Origin of the sequence: Pseudoalteromonas sp. 19-MNA-CIBAN-0066, from assembly GCF_040308705.1 — a bacterium.
In the GTDB taxonomy this organism is placed as follows: domain Bacteria; phylum Pseudomonadota; class Gammaproteobacteria; order Enterobacterales; family Alteromonadaceae; genus Pseudoalteromonas; species Pseudoalteromonas nigrifaciens.
Genome location: NZ_JBEONZ010000048.1, coordinates 1 through 18,530, shown reverse-complemented (window position 1 = coordinate 18,530; position 18,530 = coordinate 1). Strand labels below are relative to the sequence as shown.

The following is an 18,530-nucleotide window of genomic DNA, read 5'->3' as shown; positions in this document are numbered from 1 at the left end:
GCCAGCCTGAGCCCGATATCGACAGCTTGTTACCCTGGAATTTTAAAACATAGGTGTAGTTCGCTAGACGCTCACGATTGTCTGTAAGTGACTGATATGTCAATCCAGTGCTTGTCACGCTTTGCTTACAGCGACATATGGGGCGAATGATAATTCCCTAATTAGTTGGACTAATTATGCTCTTTGCGCCATCTGGCTGATTTATGGTCAAGTCAACCAGATGTGCATAATTGCTTATTATTCTTTTTGATTTGAACTAATAATATGTAAATCTCGTTGAGGGAATGGGATCGTAATGCCTTTACTTTCAACTCTTTCTTTCACTTTACGCTGTGTTTTCCAGTAAATATCCCAATAGTCAGGTGTTGGGACCCACGCGCGTAGCTGCAAGTTTACTGAGCTATCTGCTAGGGTATGGACAAGATATTGTGGCTCTGGGGTTGTTATTATTCGAGATTCTTCCGCAGCTAATTCTCTTAATGCGGCTAAGCCGTCTTCAATTGAATCACCATAAGAAATACCAATCGTAATATCCATTCTTCGTTTTGCATTTCGACTGAAGTTTTTTATTGCACTCGCCCAAACAGTACTATTGGGCAGAGAAATAAATATTCCATCTGCGGTCTCTAGCTCTGTCGTAAATAAGCCTAAATCGGTTACGCTTCCTGAATTTCCTGATACCTCTACAAACTCAGATTTTTTTAGCGGTTTAAGGAACAGTAGCATTACACCTGCGGCAACATTACTTAAAGTGTCTTTTAAAGCTAAGCCAATCGCTAAACCAGCAGCACCCACTAGTGCAACTAAGCTCGCTGTATTGACACCAAACAGGTCAAGAATAATGACGAGGGCAATAAGATAGATAATATACCCAGAAAGTGTGGTTAGTAGTTTAGTGATTATTTCGTCTTGCTTACTTAAACGATAGACACCTTTACGTACTGCGCGCCTTATTAGTTTTGAGCCGATACTCGCGGCAATTAAAATGAACAAAGTAAGTATTGTATTCTTCGCTATCGCAATAAGTTGCAATTGATGCTCAGAAAAAAAAGTAATGATGCTTTGCATTGCTTTTCCTTAAAATGATGATTCCGAAATCGAATATATTGGAGCCTTATTAAGTGCTTACAGACTCCGTATATAGGGTATTTATTATTTTCTAAGGCACTACTAAAGTATTTTATATAATCCCCATAATCAGGTAAGCGTTATAGCCTAAATAAGCACTAAAGAGTACCGTACCTTCTAGACGGCTTATTTTCCCTTGGCGACCAAAACCATAAGCCATGACCAATAACATTAGGGTAAGTATAAGCATGACTCCCCAATCTCTTTTAAAGACCTCTGAGGAAATGTGATTAATTGGCTCTATTACACCCGCTATACCAATAACAGCCAGAATATTGAAAATATTAGAACCAACAACATTACCGATAGCAATGTCGTGCTCACCTTTTTTAGCCGCCAAAATACACGCTGCCAGCTCTGGCAGAGAGGTTCCTAATGCCACAATCGTTAAACCAATAATTAAATCGCTGACCCCCAGAGAAGTTGCTATTTCAACAGCACCCCAAACCAATATGCGTGAACTAATAATTAGCAGTGTTAAGCCTACAAATAGCCAGAAAATTGCTTTTGAAATTGGCATAGAATGGCTTTTTAATTCATCATCAAATTCTTTTTCTAATGTATCTGCCGAACTGTTTCTACCTGAATGCACAGACCAAATAAGAAAAAGCAGCAAGCTACCTAAAAGTAGCAAGGCATCAACGAAAGTTAATGCTCCGTCATACAGTAAATAACCACACAGGAGCACTGTAGAGACCAATATTGGTAGTTCTTTTTTTACTATATTTGATTGAACTACAATGGGGGCAATGAGAGCGGTAACACCCAGTATTAAACTTATATTGACAATATTTGAACCGAGTGCGTTCCCCAAGGCTAGTTCGGGGTTCCCATCACTTGCAGCCATGGCTGAAACAACCATTTCAGGTGCAGATGTACCGAACCCCACAACTACCATGCCAATTAAAATTGATGATAGACCAACATGACGGGCTGTAGCAGCAGCGCCTTCAACAAAGCGATCAGCACTCCATACTAATAGTGCAAAGCCTGTGATAATTGCGAGAGATGCTAATAGCATAGCGCTGCTCCCTCTGACTCAAGAAAGTATCTGGTGTTTGAACTAATGAATAGTCGATTGTGTTCAGTGTAGTTTGTAAAGTTAGATAAGACGTGCAACATTTTGGCTCTCGTAGGGCAGAATTTTACAAAAGGTAAGAAACCACATCTGCCCGATATGATTATTTACCTTAAGTCTTGTCAAAGCTAATTAAGCTTGAAACAGCCACGAGCATTGAGTGCTCGGAGATTGTTGACTGTTTCCCTGCATACGCAAGAGACTACTCCCCTAAGTTCAGTTCAAAGTAATATATAAAACCCTAAAAATCTAGCATAAAGTTAAATTAGTTTCGTAATATTTCTACTCAACTAGCTTGCTTTCGGCGGCGATTTGAAAGCATTTAAATCATAAGTTATTTTGCAATGCATCAATACGCTTCGCTACTTCGTTAAGTTCTAGGAATTCTCCATGCTCAATCACTTCTAGTGGCGAACGACCTGCAAAAAAGTCATTATGGTTTTTCATTTTCATAAACTTCCTGACATTTTCGGGGTTGCTAAACATGCAACGTAATGCGTGGTGAATATTGAGTAGACAACTTATACGTTCTAATTGCTCGTTGTTGAGCTTCACAGTCTCAGGAGCAGCGTTAAATTTATGATAGGAAGTTTTTGAGAGCTTAAGTATACGTTGAGCTTGCTCAGAACTGCATTCCCACAATGATAAAATGTTGCATGCTGTTTTAAAGCCTGTACTGGTGAATGATATTGAATCACTATCTGTGTGCATACGTAATCTCCTTTTGTGAGCCGATACGCCAAAATATTTCAATAAAGGATAGTTGTAAGGTTGAAATCTTTCATAACCCTAACCGTGTAGTATGGCTTATAAAGTATAATAATAAGTAACGGCAACAGATGCTTTAAAGCCGAATTTCTTGCATTTGTCATGAGTATGCACTAATTTGGGGTCACATTAATAAAGGAATATATTAAGTAATGACTACATTAAGGGAATACCCAAAACCAGATAGGGCTGCAAATCCAACTCCGCTAGATATGGCAATTTATAACTTTGAACTCAAAGCTAAAAGTTATCACGATGAAAGCATCAAAAAAATCCAAGCGCCGAAAAATTAAAAAAGCTAGCTTTAGATTATGACCATTTACAAATAGAAAAAAAGAGGATTGAATCTGTTTCGATTGCTCAGTCTGCTCTTGAGTCGTATCGCGTTACTAGCAGCCATTCGACACGTAAAGCATTACTTGAAGAAACTCATCATACAACCAATACCACCAATAATTAAGCCCGATTTCTTTTTGCTGTTGGTGAACCAAAACCGACGAAATATCATGAGGCACACCATATTATTCCTGGTACAGGGCGTGATAACAAACAGGCTGTATTACGAGCAAGATTAAATTTGCAGTAATAATTTACGTTAAATTAAGTAAAACAGGTGAACTCAGCAAAGTTATGCCAACAGGCTAAACTTGGTTATTACAAGCTCGGCGCTGAATTACTGCGGCTCTAATATGGTCGTAACTCAAGTTAAATAAAAAAGCATAAATAGTAATAAAAATAGTCACGCCTAAATCCATTAAAAAAGCATTCCATAAGCTCACCGATAATAAATAAGCCATAATTGGAATAGTTAACACCAGTAAACCCGCTTCAAATAAGATAACGTGAAATAGCCGCATTGAAAAAGTACGCTTAGTTTTATCTCCTTTAACATAAAGATCAAAAACCCAATTAAAAGCATAATTCCAAACCATGGCGACACTCGCAATAACTATCATAGTTCCTGATAATGCAGCGATATCGTGCTCAGTAAAAGCAGCTAAACCGGCAATCGATAAAGTTACTGCTATTACTTCAAATGACACAGAGTGAAACACACGCTCTACAGCTCTCATTGTTATATTTCTCCAATAAAGGTCTTACTTTAAAATTAAGTGATTAACACAAAGCAATTAACACTAAGGTGATAAAAAAGGATAACGAAATTATTAAGCGGCGATTATGACAGTCAATCAAAACAGATAAAGTTAACAGCTATCACGAATAGTGATAATCTGAGCCAAATACCTGTAACTCTCAGACACACCATGTATAGCTTCGAGCAATTGAAAGTATTTATCACTGTATGCGACACCGGATCTTTTTCAGCTGCTGCTCGTAAATTAAAGCGTGCTCAATCGGGGGTAAGCCAAGCCATTGCAAACCTTGAAATAGCCATTAATCAAGAGCTGTTCAATCGTGATAAAAACACTCCGGTATTAACTGATAACGGCAAAACCTTGCTGCCAATTGCAAAGTCTATTTTGCATCAACAAAAGTATTTTGATCAAACAATAGAATCGCTAGCAAAAGAGCATGAGCATGAAATGGTTATTGCTGTTGATGAGAGTGTAATGAGCCCAGACTTTTTAAATATTCTCATGCCGCTTGCCGATAAATACCCAATAACTCACTTTGATATCATCACCACCTCAACCTTTGATGTAGAACAACTCGTTCGGGTAGGGCGCAAGCCGGTATTGTTTATGCCGACGGTGAGTTAAAGGTGGATATGGATTTTTTCTTGCTAGGGCAAGCACGCTTTTTAACCGTAGCATCATCGACCCACGAATTAGCCAAACTAGCTAAAGTGCAAGGCTCTGATTTAAAACGTTATAGACAATGTGTACATCGCAGTGCTTAACATAAAGAGTTATGGTTTAGTTACGGTATTAGCTCTATGTTGTGGTATGCCAACACTCACCAAACACTGGTTGAGTTAGTTCATGCGGGCATGGGGTGGGCAAACGTACCTGAGCTATCAGTAAAAGAGCAGATAAACCAAGGCCATATTGTCGCATTGCCTGTTACCCATGAGTACAATGGGTGGTTAACGCCTGTAGGATGCTTAATTTCTCGAAGCCATCAATCGGGGCCTGTACTAACGAGTTTAATTGACACTCTTCAACAGTATCATTTTAGTAAAAACAGCTGGAAAATCAGATAAGCTACCCATTGTTTTGATAGAATAATTGTCACTTTTAAACAAATTAATCTATCATAAATACATAAATTTTAGAGCCTGCTTTATGATAATTTAAGGGCGTTTTTCTGCTTAAATTTTGCATTTAAAAAACCAGGGATTAATGCTTTCCTTACTCCTGCGTTTAGTAAAATATTAATTTTATTTCAGCTTTTTATGAGCAACGTCCTTTTCAAAGCCTTGTTATTCCCAAGGGCAATTTTAAAGTTGAGTTAAAAACAACAAATGGAGCAGCTCGTTGGATCAACTACGTGCAATTAGGTATTTTAGTAAAGTAGTCGAAACTGGCAGCTTTACCAAAGCAGCCAGTACTTTTAACGTGCCGCCGTCGTCGTTATCAAGGCGCGTTGCAGATTTAGAAAAAAGCTTAGGCGCTACGCTGTTAAAACGCTCAACCCGACTCGTTAAATTAACAGAAGTAGGGCAAATTTATTATAACGATATACAGCAAATTTTGAGTCAACTAGAACAAAGTAATGAAACCGTACGCAGTTATCAAACAACGCCAATGGGGCGTTTACGTATTAGCTCTATGGTGGGGTTTGGTGAGCAAATATTATTACCTTTGCTAGATGAATTTAGCGCCTTATACCCTGAAATAGTGCTGGATGTTAGTTTAACTGATCAGCTATCGACACTCGGACGCGACGATGTTGATATTGCTATTCGCGGTGGTTACGCACCCAATGAGCGAGTACTAGCAATAAGGTTAATGGACAATGGTTTTATTCCGGTGGCATCACCTTGTTATTTAAAAAAACACGGAACACCTAACAATGCGATGGAACTAAAGCAGCATAATGGCCTTTATTTTAAAGCGCCAACGGGGCCAACGCCTTGGTTATGTAATATGGACGGCCAATGGCATGATGTATCTGGCCCTGCTGTGGCTATTTCTAATAGCGGATCGTGGCTAGCAAAAAAAGCGTGCAACGGTGAAGGTATTTTAATGTCGACTCGGTGGGCGTTAGCCCCTTATATTGACTCAGGTAAGTTGCAACAACTTCACTTTGAACATGAGTTAGCTATAACTCAAAATGCTAATATGGCTGTGTATTTGCTGTATCAAAAACAGCGCTACTTAGTACCTAAAGTAAAAGCGGCAGTAGACTTTTTAGTGCAAAAAATAAAGACAGAAAATGAACAATAAACACAAAGTAACAGATTCCCTAGGCTGATTAATTTACAACTGTGTGGCTTGTTAAACAAAACCAACCGCAGGTTACTTTCGTTTTTTGCTTATGCAAACTGTAAACCCCCATTACAGTTTGCACAAAAGCCACAAATTAACACTGCATTTTACGCTATAGGCACTGTGCTAATAAAAGGATTAAGCTTAACTTTTAACGTGTTTAAAAAACACCTTAAAGCGAGTGTTCGCGTTTGAGGTTACCACTATGTTGCCCCCATTTGCTGTAACTAGCGCTTTTACTATCGCAAGTCCTAAACCCGCGCCGTTGCCTTGTCGCTGCCTTGATTTATCGGCTCGATAAAATCGGTCAAATAAATAGGGTAAATGCTCTGCTGCTATTTTTTCGCCTGGGTTGGTAACCGCAATACACACTTGATCATTTCCAGTGCGCTCACTACTAATAGTTATCGATTCGCCTGCTGGGGTATACCTAATCGCATTTGATAATAAATTAGATAACAACTGCCTAAAGTGTAATTGTTCACAATAAAACTCAACATTACTACCTTGTTTAATAAAGGTAATATTGGCATCTTCTGCTACCGCATCAAAGTATTCTAGTAACGCGTCTATTTCTTCATCACTTTGTAATACTTGTTGTTGTGCTTTTATCAGTCCATTTTGAGTTTTTGCCAACCACAGCATATCACTCACCATTTTTGTTAGTCGCTCTAGTTCTTCAAGGTTTGAAAACAACAGTTCTTGGTATTGCACAAGGTCGCGCTGTTTTGTTAAGCCAACTTGTGTTTGAGTAATAATATTAGTAAGCGGGGTACGCAGTTCGTGGGCTATATCGGTAGAAAAATTTGATAAACGCATAAACTCATCTTGTAATCTATCCAGCATGGCATTAAATGAATGCACCATATTCACCAGCTCAATTGGCACTTTACTTTCATCTAACCTAACATCCATTTTATGGGTTTGAATGTCATATATTTTTTTGCTTAAGCCACGCAGTGGATTTAACCCCTGATGTACCGCAAACCAAGCAACGAGTAAAATGAGCACAGCTGAGCCAAACATAATCACCCATAGGCTTTGTTTAAATTGGCGCAAAAAATGTTTATGAAAACTCATATCAATGGCGGCGGTAATTTTATAATGCTGTTGCTGCACGTTAAAGTCGCTAACTAATGCGCGATAGGTATGATCATTGGCTTGCCAATGCACTATGTTATCGCGATTAAAACCAAGCGCCGATGGCGCACTCATAATCTGCTTAGTAAAATCGCGACCTGAACTTTGGTAAATTAAGGCTCCTTGCTGGCTATTTACTTGATAATAAACACCATGATGTCCTGCCACAGCTTTAGATAATGCCTGCCCTAAAGGTTCACTTGAGCTATGCTGCTGGGCTAAAACAGCTGCAACTGACTGGCTAATAACCTTTAACTCGCCACTGTCTTGCTCAATAAAGTGATGCTCAATGGAGGAGTTAATTAATGACGCTACTAAGGTTAAACAGGCTATTACAGTAACAGCAATAAACAATACCACCCGCATGGTCAACGACATTGGTCGAGCGTTAATTTTGGGCATTTTCGACCTCTAATTTATAGCCCATACCGCGCACTGTATGAATAAGTTTAATACTATACTCATCGTCAACCTTGCCCCGCAGGCGTCTAATCGCAACATCTATTACATTGGTATCACTTTCAAAGTTCATATCCCATACTTGCGACGCTATAAGTGAGCGAGATAGCACTTCGCCTTCTCGGCGCAGTAGTAGCTCTAATAAGCTAAACTCTTTATTACTGAGCAAAATACGCTTGCCTGCTCGCTGTATTTTACGCTTTGGTATATCCATTTCTAAGTCTGCAATTGTGAGTATGTCGGCCACTTTTTGCACGCCACCACGGCGAATAAGCGTACGTACGCGGGCAAGTACTTCTGAAAAAGCAAACGGTTTTATTAAGTAATCATCTGCGCCAAGTTCAAGCCCTTTTACTCTGTCATCAACACTATCGCGAGCCGATAAAAATAATACTGGCGTGTCGTTTTTGGCTTCTCGTACCGACTCTAAAATTCGCCAGCCAGATACATCGGGCAACATTATATCTAATATAATCACATCAAATAATTCGGTCATTGCTAAATGGTGACCGTCAAGGCCATTGCGCGCCAAACAAACCTGAAAGCCGGCTTCGGTTAAGCCCTGTTTTAAGTAATCACCGGTTTTAATCTCGTCTTCAACGATTAGTATGCGCATATAATTCCTTTGTTACTTTTATTATAATTTTAGTTATCACTTAAACAGCACTATGCCATATGCGCTACAACAGCAACATGACATTAAGATTACAACTTTGTAATGTTCGCGTCATGTCGATGTCAGGTTTAAATATTATACTCAATGCATATTTTGCTATTCAGGTGTAATAAAATGGGTTTTAAAGAGTCATTACAGCACATTTCAAAGCCACGTAGGCGTTTTGTTCAAGGATTAATTGTAGGCGGTGTGCTGGCAGCTTTTCCAACTGTTTTACATGCAGCATCATCTTTAGCGGCTTCAACATTAACAGGTACTGTGCCTGAGTTGAGCGGTAAAGTTATTGACCTGGTTATTGATGAGTCCCCAGTAAACTTTACCGGTGTAGTGCGTATGGCAACCACCATTAATGGCTCTATTCCCGCGCCAACATTACGCCTTAAAGAAGGTGACGATGTGACCATTCGCGTTACCAACAATTTAGCGGTACCTAGCTCTATTCACTGGCACGGAATTATTTTACCGTATCAAATGGATGGTGTACCGGGCATTAGCTTTAAAGGCATTATGCCTGGCGAAACGTTTGTTTATAAATTTAAGTTACAACAAAGCGGTACTTATTGGTATCACTCACACAGTGGCTTTCAAGAAATGACCGGTATGTATGGGGCGTTAATTATTGAGCCTCGTGAGCAAGATGTTATCAGCGCAGATAATGAACATATTATTCAACTCTCTGATTGGACTGATGATGATCCCATGGAGTTATTCCGTAAATTAAAAATTCAGGGGGATGTGTTTAACTTTAATCAGCCCACTGTACCTGAGTTTTTTGATGACATAGCAACAAGCGGCGTTGCTAATGCACTTCAACGACGTGAAATGTGGAACCAGATGCGAATGAGTCCAACCGATTTAGCTGATTTATCGGCTTCGGCAATGACCTATTTAATGAATGGTACTGCGCCAATGGCTAATTGGCGTGGGCTGTTTAAAGCGGGCGAAAAAGTACGTTTAAGATTTATTAATGGCTCAAGTAACACCTTTTTTGATGTACGTATCCCAGAGTTAAAATTAACTGTGGTACAAGCAGATGGACAAAATGTTGAACCCGTTACCGTAGATGAGTTTCGCTTTGGTCCAGGTGAAACCTACGATGTGGTTGTTGAGCCTAAAAATGACGCATACACAATTTTTGCACAAAGCATGGACCGCTCAGGTTATGCCAAAGGGACTTTGTCTGTCGCTGCTAATATTGATGCGCCAGTGCCTGCACTTGACCCCGTTGAGTGGTTAGCAATGCGGGATATGATGGGCAATATGGATCACTCTGCTATGCCTGGAATGGATCACAGCGCTATGGGCCACGCTAGCATGGACAAAACCAGTATGGATCAGGGGGCAATGGATCATAGCACAATGGACCACGGTGCAATGGCAATGGACCATAGTAAGCATAATATGGGTAAAAACCCACTGGCTGTTCCAAGTCAGAAAGTTCGCCACGCTAAAACAGAATATGGCGCCTCAGTTGATATGCGCGTTGATACGCCACGCACAAATTTAGACGATCCTGGTATTGGGCTGCGCAATAACGGCCGTCGAGTTTTAACACTTGCAGATTTACGCTCTCTTGATGGCATAGTTGACCACCAAGCACCCGAAGCCGAAATTGAGCTGCATTTAACCGGCAACATGGAACGCTACAGCTGGTCTTTTGATGGCTTAGAGTTTGGTAAAAGTACCCCTGTGCATATGAAGCATAATCAGCGGGTACGAGTTATTTTACAAAACGATACCATGATGACACACCCTATGCATTTACATGGTATGTGGAGCGACTTGGAGAACGATCAAGGTGATGTGTTAGTTCGCCGCCACACCATAATGGTACAGCCCGCCCAAAGAATTAGCTTTTTAACTACGCCACATGATGTTGGTCGTTGGGCTTGGCATTGTCATTTACTGTTTCATATGGATGCAGGTATGTTTAGAGAGGTGGTTGTATCATGAGAAATTTAACCTTATCAACAGTACTTACTAGTGCACTATTAATTAGCGCACCGTTATTGAGCCTGCATGTGTTTGCTCAAACTGAAATGGGTGACATGTCTGGCGATATGGCGGGCGATAAAATGCAGCCGCAAGGCGGCGATGCCCCTAAAAATGCTCGCGATCCACACGCTTATGCTAATGGCACAACCTTAACGCAAGGGCCATATGCTTTAGCAGATGGCGAGCGCTTAACCCTTGCGGATGAGCATAAGTTTTACGCTATTTTAGGTGATCGTCTTGAGTATAACGAACAAGCCGATGCTGCTGTTTTCGATTTACAAGCTTGGTACGGCACCACCTTTAATCGATTAGTGATAAAAACCGAGGGTGATGTTAGTGATGGCAAGCTTGAAGAAAATCAAACTGATATTTTATGGGGTCATGCAATTTCGGCTTATTGGGATACGCAAGTCGGTATTCGCTACGATTATTATAAAGAAGGCAAAAACCGTCAATGGTTAGCGTTTGGTATTCAAGGCTTAGCACCTTATTGGTTTGAGCTTGATATGACAGCGTATGTAGGTGAGAGCGGCAACACAGCATTTACAGCAGAAGCTGAATATGAGCTGCTTTTAACACAAAGGCTCATTATACAGCCTCGTGCTGAAATAACATTTTATGGTAAAGACGATGAACAAAATGAGCTAGGCAGTGGGCTATCTAGTACTGCTATTGGCGTTAGGGTTCGTTATGAATTTACTCGCCAATTTGCACCTTATGTAGGTGTAGAGTGGACTAATAAATTTGGTAGCACAGCAGATTACGCCAAGCTAAACGAGCAGAGCAGCAACGATACTGAGTTTGTTGCCGGTATAAAATTTTGGTTTTAATATTTAAAAATAAGAGGTAATTATGAAATTTATAACTATTGCGGCAATTTTAGGCTTAGCTTTAAGCTTTTCGGCATCAGCTCATATTTCGCTAAAGCAATCAACACCACAAAATAGTGCGATGCTAATGCAAAGTCCAGAGCAACTTACGTTAACGTTTAGCGACGAAGTACAACTTGCCAAAGTACTCTTAAGTGATGCTGCAAACAAGCAAGTAGATTTTAACTTTAAACCCAGTGCAAAAGCTAATAGCAACTTTAGCTGGCCGTTACCCAAGCTTGAACAAGGTAATTACACAGTTAAATGGATAGCGCTTGGTGGCGATGGCCATAAAATGTCAGGCAATTTTGACTTTATGCTGCACGCCAGCGACACACATTCTAAAATGAAAAACATGGCGGCTAGCCATAAACAACATAATCATTAGGTAGTCATATAATGCAATTAAGTGATTGGTCAGTGCTGTTACTATTATTAAAAATAGTAAGCTATTTAGCTATTGCAGCCCTTGCGGGCTGCTTGCTAATGCGCTTACTTAATAATGAGAGTACAACGCCAGATACACAATTAAGCTGTTTTAATCGGTATTTAAAGCGCTGGCAAATCACCCTTGTTATGGTGGGCTTTATTGGTGCAATATTACAAATACCAATTGAAGCGGGGGCCATGGCTGAATCTGGTTTTGCTGGCATGATAGACCCCTTCATGCTGGATATAATTTGGCAATCAGTAATTGGTGAGCAGGTAAGTATGAGAGTGCCTGCATTTATAATTGCCTTGTTTGCGGTGTGCACTTGGCGCACCCATTCAAACTCAGCTAACGTGGCTAATTTTGTTATTACACTATTAGCACTTATTATCCTTACCTATAGCTTTACCTTAACCGGCCACAGCGCCGAAAAAGGCCTATTAATTAAAAGTATATTAACACTGCACTTAATTGCCATTGCTAGTTGGATTGGCTCACTATGGCCTCTTTATAAAAGTTGCCAACTGCTATCGTTAAATACGATAAAACATTTAATGGAACGCTTTGGACAGCTAGCAATTATTATCATAGCGGTACTGCTCATATCTGGTATAACCTTATTATGGCAATACTTAAATTCATTTTCTGTATTATTTACTTCAAATTATGGCCAGCTAATAATGTTAAAACTGTTGTTAGTGAGTGCTATGTTACTACTGGGTGCTTGGCATAAACTACGTTTAGTTCCGCAAATTACACAGCAACATCATGTTGTTACTTTAAAGCGTTCTATTTCTGTTGAAATGCTTATTGCCGTGTGTGTATTGCTAACCACCAGTGTATTTACCACGCTCGTTGGGCCGCCCGTATAATTTATCTTATAAAGAGAAAAACATGTTAATAAAACACCCTAAATTTGGATTGATCTCAGCGCTGTTATTTACTGCAACAAGCTCTTTTACTGTAAACGCGCATGGTGATGAAGAGCACGCAAAAAAATCAGCTTTATTTGTTAATGTAAGCAGTGCTGCAGCAAAAGTTGTTAGCTCGTTTCATACTGCGCTTAAGCAAGGCGATAAAGTAACTGCTCGACAATTACTAGCCGATGATGTGATTATTTTTGAAGGTGGCGGCGTTGAGCGCTCAGCCGATGAATACGCTAACCACCACATGTTAGCTGACATGAAATACCTAAGTGCAATTAACAGCGACCTATTAGAGCACCAAGTGTTTATTAATGGTGATATGGCTTACTCGGTATCAAGAAGTAAAAGCCATGGCAACTATAAAGGTAAAGAAATAAGCGCCACAGGTATGGAGTCAATCACCTTAAAAAATACCGATTCAGGCTGGAAAATAACTCATATTCATTGGTCAAATTAAGGCGTTAATTATGCGTATAATTAAAATCACCTCAAGCGTGCTTTTAGCACTAGCACTGCCTCTTATGGGGGCGTGCTCTGAGCAATCACCGCAAGTACATAAAGCAACTAGCTCAGCCGATAGTCCCAAAAAACAGGAGTTAAAGCTTACTGTTTATAAAGATAAAAACTGTGGCTGTTGCAAAGGCTGGATTGAGCATATAAATCAAAGCGACATTAATACAAAAGCCATTGATGCAGACGATATGGGATTAATAAAATCGCAATATCAAATAAAGCCTAACCAGCGCTCATGCCATACAGCTGTGTCGGCCAACGGTTTTGTGTTTGAAGGCCACGTACCGGCTAAGTTTATTAAACAATTTTTATCGGAAAAACACCCAGCGCATATTATCGGTTTGACCGTACCCGCAATGCCACTAGGCACACCAGGTATGGAAATGGGCGATGCATTTCATAAATACAACATTGAATTTATTACCACAAACACCACCACAGGTGTGTACAAGCACATTAGTCAATACGACGAGCAGTTTTAACTATTGTGGCATAGTTGGTGAGACTGTTTAGTACCTATAAAGAACTGTAAACCCCCATTACAGTTTGCACAAAAAAGCCACAAATTTAAATTGTGGCTTTTGTTTTTTAATAATGAATCAAAAATTATTTTAGTAAGTTTTTTTCAAAAAATTCGGCCATCATAGTGTGGTAATGCAAAGCCGTTCCTTTGCCTTCTTTTAGGCTGTGTGAACGATTAGGATAAGCAAAAAACTCAAATTGTTTATTATGCTTAACAAGCTCGTCAATTAAACGCTCAGACCCCTGATAGTGTACGTTATCGTCGCCAGTACCGTGGATCAGTAATAATTTACCGCTAAGGTTTTTAGCAAAACTAATTGGCGAGGTATTATCATAGCTTTGTGGATCGGTGTTTGGGTTACCCGAATAACGCTCTTGATAAATGGTGTCGTATAAACGTATATCGGGCACAGGTGCTGAAGCAATACCTACTTTAAATTTGTCGCCGTGACGAAATAATAAATTAAGTGTAGAGCTGCCGCCGCCAGAGTGTCCCCATACGCCAACCCGCTCTGTGTCTATTACATCCCAGCGTTTAGCCATGGCATCAAGTGCATCTACTTGGTCTTGCACTGTAATTGAGCCTATTTTTTTATAAATAGATTTGCGCCAATCTCGGCCTTTTGGTGCGCGTGTACCGCGGTTATCAACTGATGCAACAATAAAGCCTTTTTGAGTTAATAACGATTTGTATAAATAGCTATTACCTTCAAAGCGATCTTGTACGGTTGATCCCCAAGGTTCGCCATAAACATAAAATACGATTGGGTACTTTTTATTTAGATCCATATCCGCAGGAAACATAATATAACCATCAAGCTCGGTGCCATCATGCGCGGCTACTTTAAAAAACTCATGGTTTGGTAAACTTTGCTCTGCTAATTTTTGTTTCAGCTCGCTGTTTTCGACCAAGGTTTTTACATTACTGTGATCGCTCACCTTAATAATTTGCTTAACGGCCGGCTGATTAAATTTAGAATAGGTGTGCATGGCCCAAGAAGCATCCTTTGACACGTAGTAACTGTTGGAGCCGTTAAACTGCTCAGGTGTTACTCGTACTGGTTTACTGCTGCCATCTATTGCTGTGCGATACAAATAGCGCTGAGCTGCATCATCTGGTGATGCACTAAAATACAATACGTTTTTGTCTTCGTTGATTGCAAGCATATCAACAATGTCGTAATCGCCAGGGGTTAGGTCGATAATTTTTTTGCCATCGCGCGATATGCGATATAAATGACGCCAGCCGTCGCGTTCGCTGTGCCAAATAAAAAACTCACCACTTTTTGACCAATTAGCACTATAAAACCATTCAATAAACGCATCGTCTTTTTCTGCCAGTATTTTAGTTAGCTGCTGCTTTTGCCAATTAAATAACCATAAATTATTATGGTTTTGTGGGCGGTTTAAGTCTTGGATAAGTAACGACTCACCATCGCCTGCCCAGCTAATGCGTGGTATGTAACGATCGCGGTTATTGCCCTCAAGCTTAGCCCAACGGGTTTGCTTGTCACTTAGGCTCACTACGCCTACGCGTACTGCTGAGTTAGTTTCGCCTGCTTTAGGGTATGGAAATTCAGTAAGGCTAGGGTAGAGCGCTTTGGTGTTGTTGATCAAGGTAAAGTATTTAACGCCGCTAGTATCGAGCTGCCAATACGCGATTGATTTATTATCTGGGCTCCAACTAAAGCCATCACGAATAGAAAACTCTTCTTCGTATACCCAATCGAAATTACCATTAACTGTGGTAGCGCTGCCATCGGTTGTTAATGCGCTAACGGTATTGCTGCCAACTGCTTGCATATAAATATTATTATCGCGCACATACGCTACTTTTGAGCTGTCGGGGGAGAACTTAGCAAACATAAGCTTTTTGGGCTCAGGATTTTCGCCGCCCAACTGCGAGAGTTTATTCGTATTTAAGTTAAGTAACCAAAAATCCCCTCGGCTGCGCGAACGCCATACTTGCTCACTGTTGGTAAATACCATGAGCCACTGGCCATCTTTAGAAAATTGATAACTCTCAATTGCAAACGCTTCATCTGCGCCCTCTGGCAGTAACTTTTCAAAAGCAACCAGTACTTTTCGCCCTGTGCCATCGGCGTTGTAAAATACAATGTCGTTGCCTTTTACACCGTGCTCTTTCTCGTCGTCAGCTTTAACGCCTACTTTTTTATCGGCTTCACGTTGCTCAAGTACTGTGTAGCCAGTGCCATCGTCTAACCATTTAAAGTAAGTACTACGCTGTGCTTTAAAGTATTTATCTTTATAAATTTGCTCAAGAGTAAGCGGGTTACTAATAGGTGTAACTGCATTACCTGTTGTTGATGGTGATGTATTTGATGTCATAGAACACCCTTGTATGGTTATACCCGCCAGAATGGCAACTAACAGTGCTGAGGTTTTAATTATTTTCATCGTGTTTCCTAGGGGGGGTTATTAAATAAATACTGACCCCGCTACTTTAGCAAATAAGCAAAATAGGATCTGAGCGTTTATCGCGTTATTAAGGGATTAAGCTTAAAAACGGAATTAATACGCCATGTTAATTAAAAGTAGGCATTAGCTGTGTAATGAAGGTTACCGTTTTTAAATACCTAACCCTTTTGCTACGCAGTTAATCTAATTCTAAATTTGCACGTTCAACACTCTCTGCTGGCAGCTCTTTTTGTACCGATACGCCCAGCTCTTTAAACTCGCTTGCCTGTTTAATTAGGTTACCTTTACCTCGGTAAAGCTGCGAAAACGCTTTGTCGTAGCTTTCTTTAGCACGATCTAGCTGTTTGCCAACCCCTTCCATACTGGTTAAAAAGCCATTGAGCTTGTTATAAAAACGCTCGGCTCGAGCTGCCAATTCTTTTGAGTATTTAGTTTGTTCTTCAAAGCGCCATAGCTGTTTAACTATATTTAAACTAGTGAGTAAGGTAGTGGGGGTCGCCACTAGAATATTTTTTTCGATTGCTTGCTGGTAAATATCACTTTGGTATTTAAGCGCTTCAACAAAGGCTGACTCTATTGGTACAAACATCACCACTACTTCAGGCGAGTTAAGCCCAGGTAGACGGTCGTACGATTTACTCGCAAGCTCGTTTATACGCGCTTTAACAGCCTCAACGTGCTCTTTAATAGCTTGCTGTGCTTCTAGCTCGTTATCGGCGTTAACATAGCGTGTGTAGGCGTTTAACGAAGTTTTAGCATCAATAACTAAATGGCGACCTTGGGGTAAATACACAACTACATCGGGGCGTAAGCGGCCGTCTTCGGTGTTAAACGACACCTCGCGTTTATAGTCTACGCCTGCGCGTAAGCCTGCGCTGTCGAGCACGTTTTCTAGCATTAACTCGCCCCAATTGCCTTGGGTTTTCTTTTGCCCTTGTAGAGCGTTACTGAGCCTGTCGGCTTGCTCGGTTATGGCTTGGCTTTTTGCTTGTAAATGTAATAACTCGGTTTTAAGCGCGGCGCGTTGTTTTAAGTCTTCAACATGGATTGACTCCATTTTGTCGCGAAAGCCTTTTAGCTCGCCTTGCACTGGTTTTAATAGTTGCTCAATGCTTTCTTGATTGAGCACTTTAAACTTTTGAGACTTTTCTTCTAAAATTTGATTCGCTAAGTTTTCGAACTCTTTTTTAAGCATCTCTTTGCTTTGCTCTATTTGCGCAAGTTGTTCGCTAAAGTGTTGTTGTTTTTGCTCAAGCGTAGTGCGTATATTATTTAGCTCTACATCGCGTTGGCTATATTGTTTGCGCAGTGCACTTAGCTCGGCTTCGGCTTTTTGCCAAAACTGATTATATTGCTGGCTTTGTTTTTCTTGTTCGGTAAAGCGGGTTTTAAAGTGCTGCGCTTGGTCGCGTTGCTCTTGATGGGTATGCTCTAAAAGTTCGTGGTCATCCGCTAACTGGGTGTATTGCAGGGTTTTGCTCTCAAACTGACTTTGCAATAACGACAACTGCTGTTGCTGCTCACTAAGTTGTTGTTTTAATTTTTTACTAAGCGATGCAGATACTAGGCTACAAATTACGCCACCTGCGGTAACGCCTACGCCTACACTTAGCCAATCAATGCTAGTTAATAACTGAGAAAACATAAAATAAACTTATTAAATTTAGAGACATGCCATCATAACGAATAACTATCGATAGCAGTAGGGGCGGGATATAAATTAAAGGCATAAAAAAAGCCAACCTATAAAAGGTTGGCCTAACATTACTAAAACTAGTAACCAAATAGGGAAATCAACATGAAACTTGCGTTAACAACAATTCATCACAAGCATAATAGTAGACGGCAAATTGAATATTTAGTTCAACAATAATTTAAATTTATTTATATGTTGTTTAAGAAGGCTACTAAGTAAATTTTTTGCAAAAAAAAGCCAACTCAAACGAGCTGGCTCAATCATTACTAAACTTAGTAACTAAATAGGGGAATCAACATGAAACTTGAATTAACTGCAATGTAATCACAAGCATAATAGTAGACGGCAAGTTGAGTATTTAGTTCAATAATAATTTAAATTTATTTATATATTGTTTAAGAGGGCTACTAAGTAATTTTTTGCATCGAGTAGGGTGAGGCTTATGCCTCATCCCTCTCACAGAACCGTACGTACGGACCTCGTATACGGCTCCTGTACC

At 40.1% G+C, this 18,530-nt stretch carries 19 protein-coding genes; 11 read left to right on the top strand and 8 right to left on the bottom strand.

Features of this window, described 5'->3' with window-relative positions:
• Nucleotides 1–237 precede the first annotated feature (237 nt).
• The 3 genes from AAEZ18_RS16925 to AAEZ18_RS16915 all read right to left on the bottom strand — a co-directional run bounded on the left by AAEZ18_RS16925 (nucleotide 238) and on the right by AAEZ18_RS16915 (nucleotide 2,917).
• A complete protein-coding gene (locus tag AAEZ18_RS16925) occupies nucleotides 238–1,068 on the bottom strand; it encodes a mechanosensitive ion channel family protein (protein ID WP_064668638.1) in 831 nt (276 codons plus the stop codon).
• Between the two features lie 112 nt (nucleotides 1,069–1,180).
• Complete coding sequence (locus AAEZ18_RS16920) at nucleotides 1,181–2,149, bottom strand: calcium/sodium antiporter (protein WP_089369006.1); 969 nt, start codon at nucleotides 2,147–2,149, stop codon at nucleotides 1,181–1,183.
• A gap of 384 nt (nucleotides 2,150–2,533) precedes the next feature.
• Nucleotides 2,534–2,917, bottom strand: a complete 384-nt coding sequence (locus tag AAEZ18_RS16915) for an antitoxin Xre-like helix-turn-helix domain-containing protein (protein ID WP_089369005.1) — start codon at nucleotides 2,915–2,917, stop codon at nucleotides 2,534–2,536.
• 209 nt (nucleotides 2,918–3,126) lie between these two features.
• Between AAEZ18_RS16915 and AAEZ18_RS16910 the strand changes: the two genes are divergently transcribed.
• Nucleotides 3,127–3,267: a hypothetical protein gene (locus AAEZ18_RS16910; protein WP_157696011.1), complete on the top strand. Its 141-nt coding sequence runs from the start codon at nucleotides 3,127–3,129 to the stop codon at nucleotides 3,265–3,267.
• 348 nt (nucleotides 3,268–3,615) lie between these two features.
• Here the strand turns inward: AAEZ18_RS16910 and AAEZ18_RS16905 are convergent, their stop codons facing one another.
• On the bottom strand, nucleotides 3,616–4,047 hold the full coding sequence (locus tag AAEZ18_RS16905) for a PACE efflux transporter (RefSeq protein WP_086996219.1): 432 nt from the start codon (nucleotides 4,045–4,047) through the stop codon (nucleotides 3,616–3,618).
• 210 nt (nucleotides 4,048–4,257) lie between these two features.
• On the opposite strand from AAEZ18_RS16905, the gene AAEZ18_RS16900 reads away from it, so the two are divergent.
• From AAEZ18_RS16900 to AAEZ18_RS16885, 4 genes are all read left to right on the top strand, one after another.
• On the top strand, nucleotides 4,258–4,695 hold the full coding sequence (locus AAEZ18_RS16900; protein ID WP_350595314.1) for a LysR family transcriptional regulator: 438 nt from the start codon (nucleotides 4,258–4,260) through the stop codon (nucleotides 4,693–4,695).
• Nucleotides 4,696–4,703: 8 nt separating this feature from the next.
• Complete coding sequence (locus AAEZ18_RS16895; protein ID WP_307724752.1) at nucleotides 4,704–4,835, top strand: hypothetical protein; 132 nt, start codon at nucleotides 4,704–4,706, stop codon at nucleotides 4,833–4,835.
• 36 nt (nucleotides 4,836–4,871) lie between these two features.
• Entirely contained in the window at nucleotides 4,872–5,138 is a 267-nt protein-coding gene (locus AAEZ18_RS16890; RefSeq protein ID WP_307724753.1) for a LysR substrate-binding domain-containing protein, read from the top strand.
• Between the two features lie 274 nt (nucleotides 5,139–5,412).
• Nucleotides 5,413–6,324, top strand: a complete 912-nt coding sequence (locus AAEZ18_RS16885) for a LysR family transcriptional regulator (RefSeq protein ID WP_011329657.1) — start codon at nucleotides 5,413–5,415, stop codon at nucleotides 6,322–6,324.
• Between the two features lie 186 nt (nucleotides 6,325–6,510).
• On the opposite strand, the gene AAEZ18_RS16880 is transcribed toward AAEZ18_RS16885, so the two are convergent.
• Both AAEZ18_RS16880 and AAEZ18_RS16875 read right to left on the bottom strand, forming a co-directional pair.
• The gene (locus tag AAEZ18_RS16880; protein WP_089369003.1) at nucleotides 6,511–7,908 is read right to left on the bottom strand and encodes a heavy metal sensor histidine kinase; all 1,398 of its coding nucleotides are present in this window, start codon (nucleotides 7,906–7,908) and stop codon (nucleotides 6,511–6,513) included.
• The gene (locus tag AAEZ18_RS16875) at nucleotides 7,895–8,581 is read right to left on the bottom strand and encodes a heavy metal response regulator transcription factor (protein ID WP_011329655.1); all 687 of its coding nucleotides are present in this window, start codon (nucleotides 8,579–8,581) and stop codon (nucleotides 7,895–7,897) included. The genes AAEZ18_RS16880 and AAEZ18_RS16875 overlap by 14 nt, the downstream gene beginning before the upstream one ends.
• A 174-nt stretch (nucleotides 8,582–8,755) precedes the next feature.
• Between AAEZ18_RS16875 and AAEZ18_RS16870 the strand changes: the two genes are divergently transcribed.
• Genes AAEZ18_RS16870 through AAEZ18_RS16845 form a run of 6 tightly spaced genes read left to right on the top strand, consistent with a single transcriptional unit; the run spans nucleotide 8,756 to nucleotide 13,856 of the window.
• Nucleotides 8,756–10,594: a copper resistance system multicopper oxidase gene (locus AAEZ18_RS16870; RefSeq protein WP_089369002.1), complete on the top strand. Its 1,839-nt coding sequence runs from the start codon at nucleotides 8,756–8,758 to the stop codon at nucleotides 10,592–10,594.
• Nucleotides 10,591–11,466 (top strand): copper resistance protein B, encoded by an 876-nt coding sequence (locus AAEZ18_RS16865; protein WP_115121849.1) that lies wholly within the window; start codon nucleotides 10,591–10,593, stop codon nucleotides 11,464–11,466. Before AAEZ18_RS16870 ends, AAEZ18_RS16865 begins: the two co-directional genes overlap by 4 nt.
• 22 nt (nucleotides 11,467–11,488) lie before the next feature.
• Complete coding sequence (locus tag AAEZ18_RS16860) at nucleotides 11,489–11,893, top strand: copper resistance CopC family protein (RefSeq protein WP_089369000.1); 405 nt, start codon at nucleotides 11,489–11,491, stop codon at nucleotides 11,891–11,893.
• Nucleotides 11,894–11,904: 11 nt separating this feature from the next.
• Nucleotides 11,905–12,807, top strand: a complete 903-nt coding sequence (locus tag AAEZ18_RS16855) for a CopD family protein (RefSeq protein ID WP_089368999.1) — start codon at nucleotides 11,905–11,907, stop codon at nucleotides 12,805–12,807.
• 22 nt (nucleotides 12,808–12,829) lie between these two features.
• Nucleotides 12,830–13,318: a YybH family protein gene (locus AAEZ18_RS16850; RefSeq protein WP_089368998.1), complete on the top strand. Its 489-nt coding sequence runs from the start codon at nucleotides 12,830–12,832 to the stop codon at nucleotides 13,316–13,318.
• Nucleotides 13,319–13,328: 10 nt separating this feature from the next.
• Nucleotides 13,329–13,856 carry a DUF411 domain-containing protein gene (locus AAEZ18_RS16845; protein WP_089368997.1) on the top strand — a complete coding sequence of 176 codons (528 nt, stop codon included), beginning with the start codon at nucleotides 13,329–13,331 and terminating at the stop codon, nucleotides 13,854–13,856.
• Between the two features lie 124 nt (nucleotides 13,857–13,980).
• Here the strand turns inward: AAEZ18_RS16845 and AAEZ18_RS16840 are convergent, their stop codons facing one another.
• Together AAEZ18_RS16840 and AAEZ18_RS16835 are read right to left on the bottom strand one after the other, a co-directional pair.
• A complete protein-coding gene (locus tag AAEZ18_RS16840) occupies nucleotides 13,981–16,314 on the bottom strand; it encodes a S9 family peptidase (RefSeq protein ID WP_089368996.1) in 2,334 nt (777 codons plus the stop codon).
• 199 nt (nucleotides 16,315–16,513) lie between these two features.
• Nucleotides 16,514–17,980, bottom strand: a complete 1,467-nt coding sequence (locus AAEZ18_RS16835) for a DNA recombination protein RmuC (RefSeq protein ID WP_089368995.1) — start codon at nucleotides 17,978–17,980, stop codon at nucleotides 16,514–16,516.
• Between the last annotated feature and the right edge of the window lie 550 nt (nucleotides 17,981–18,530).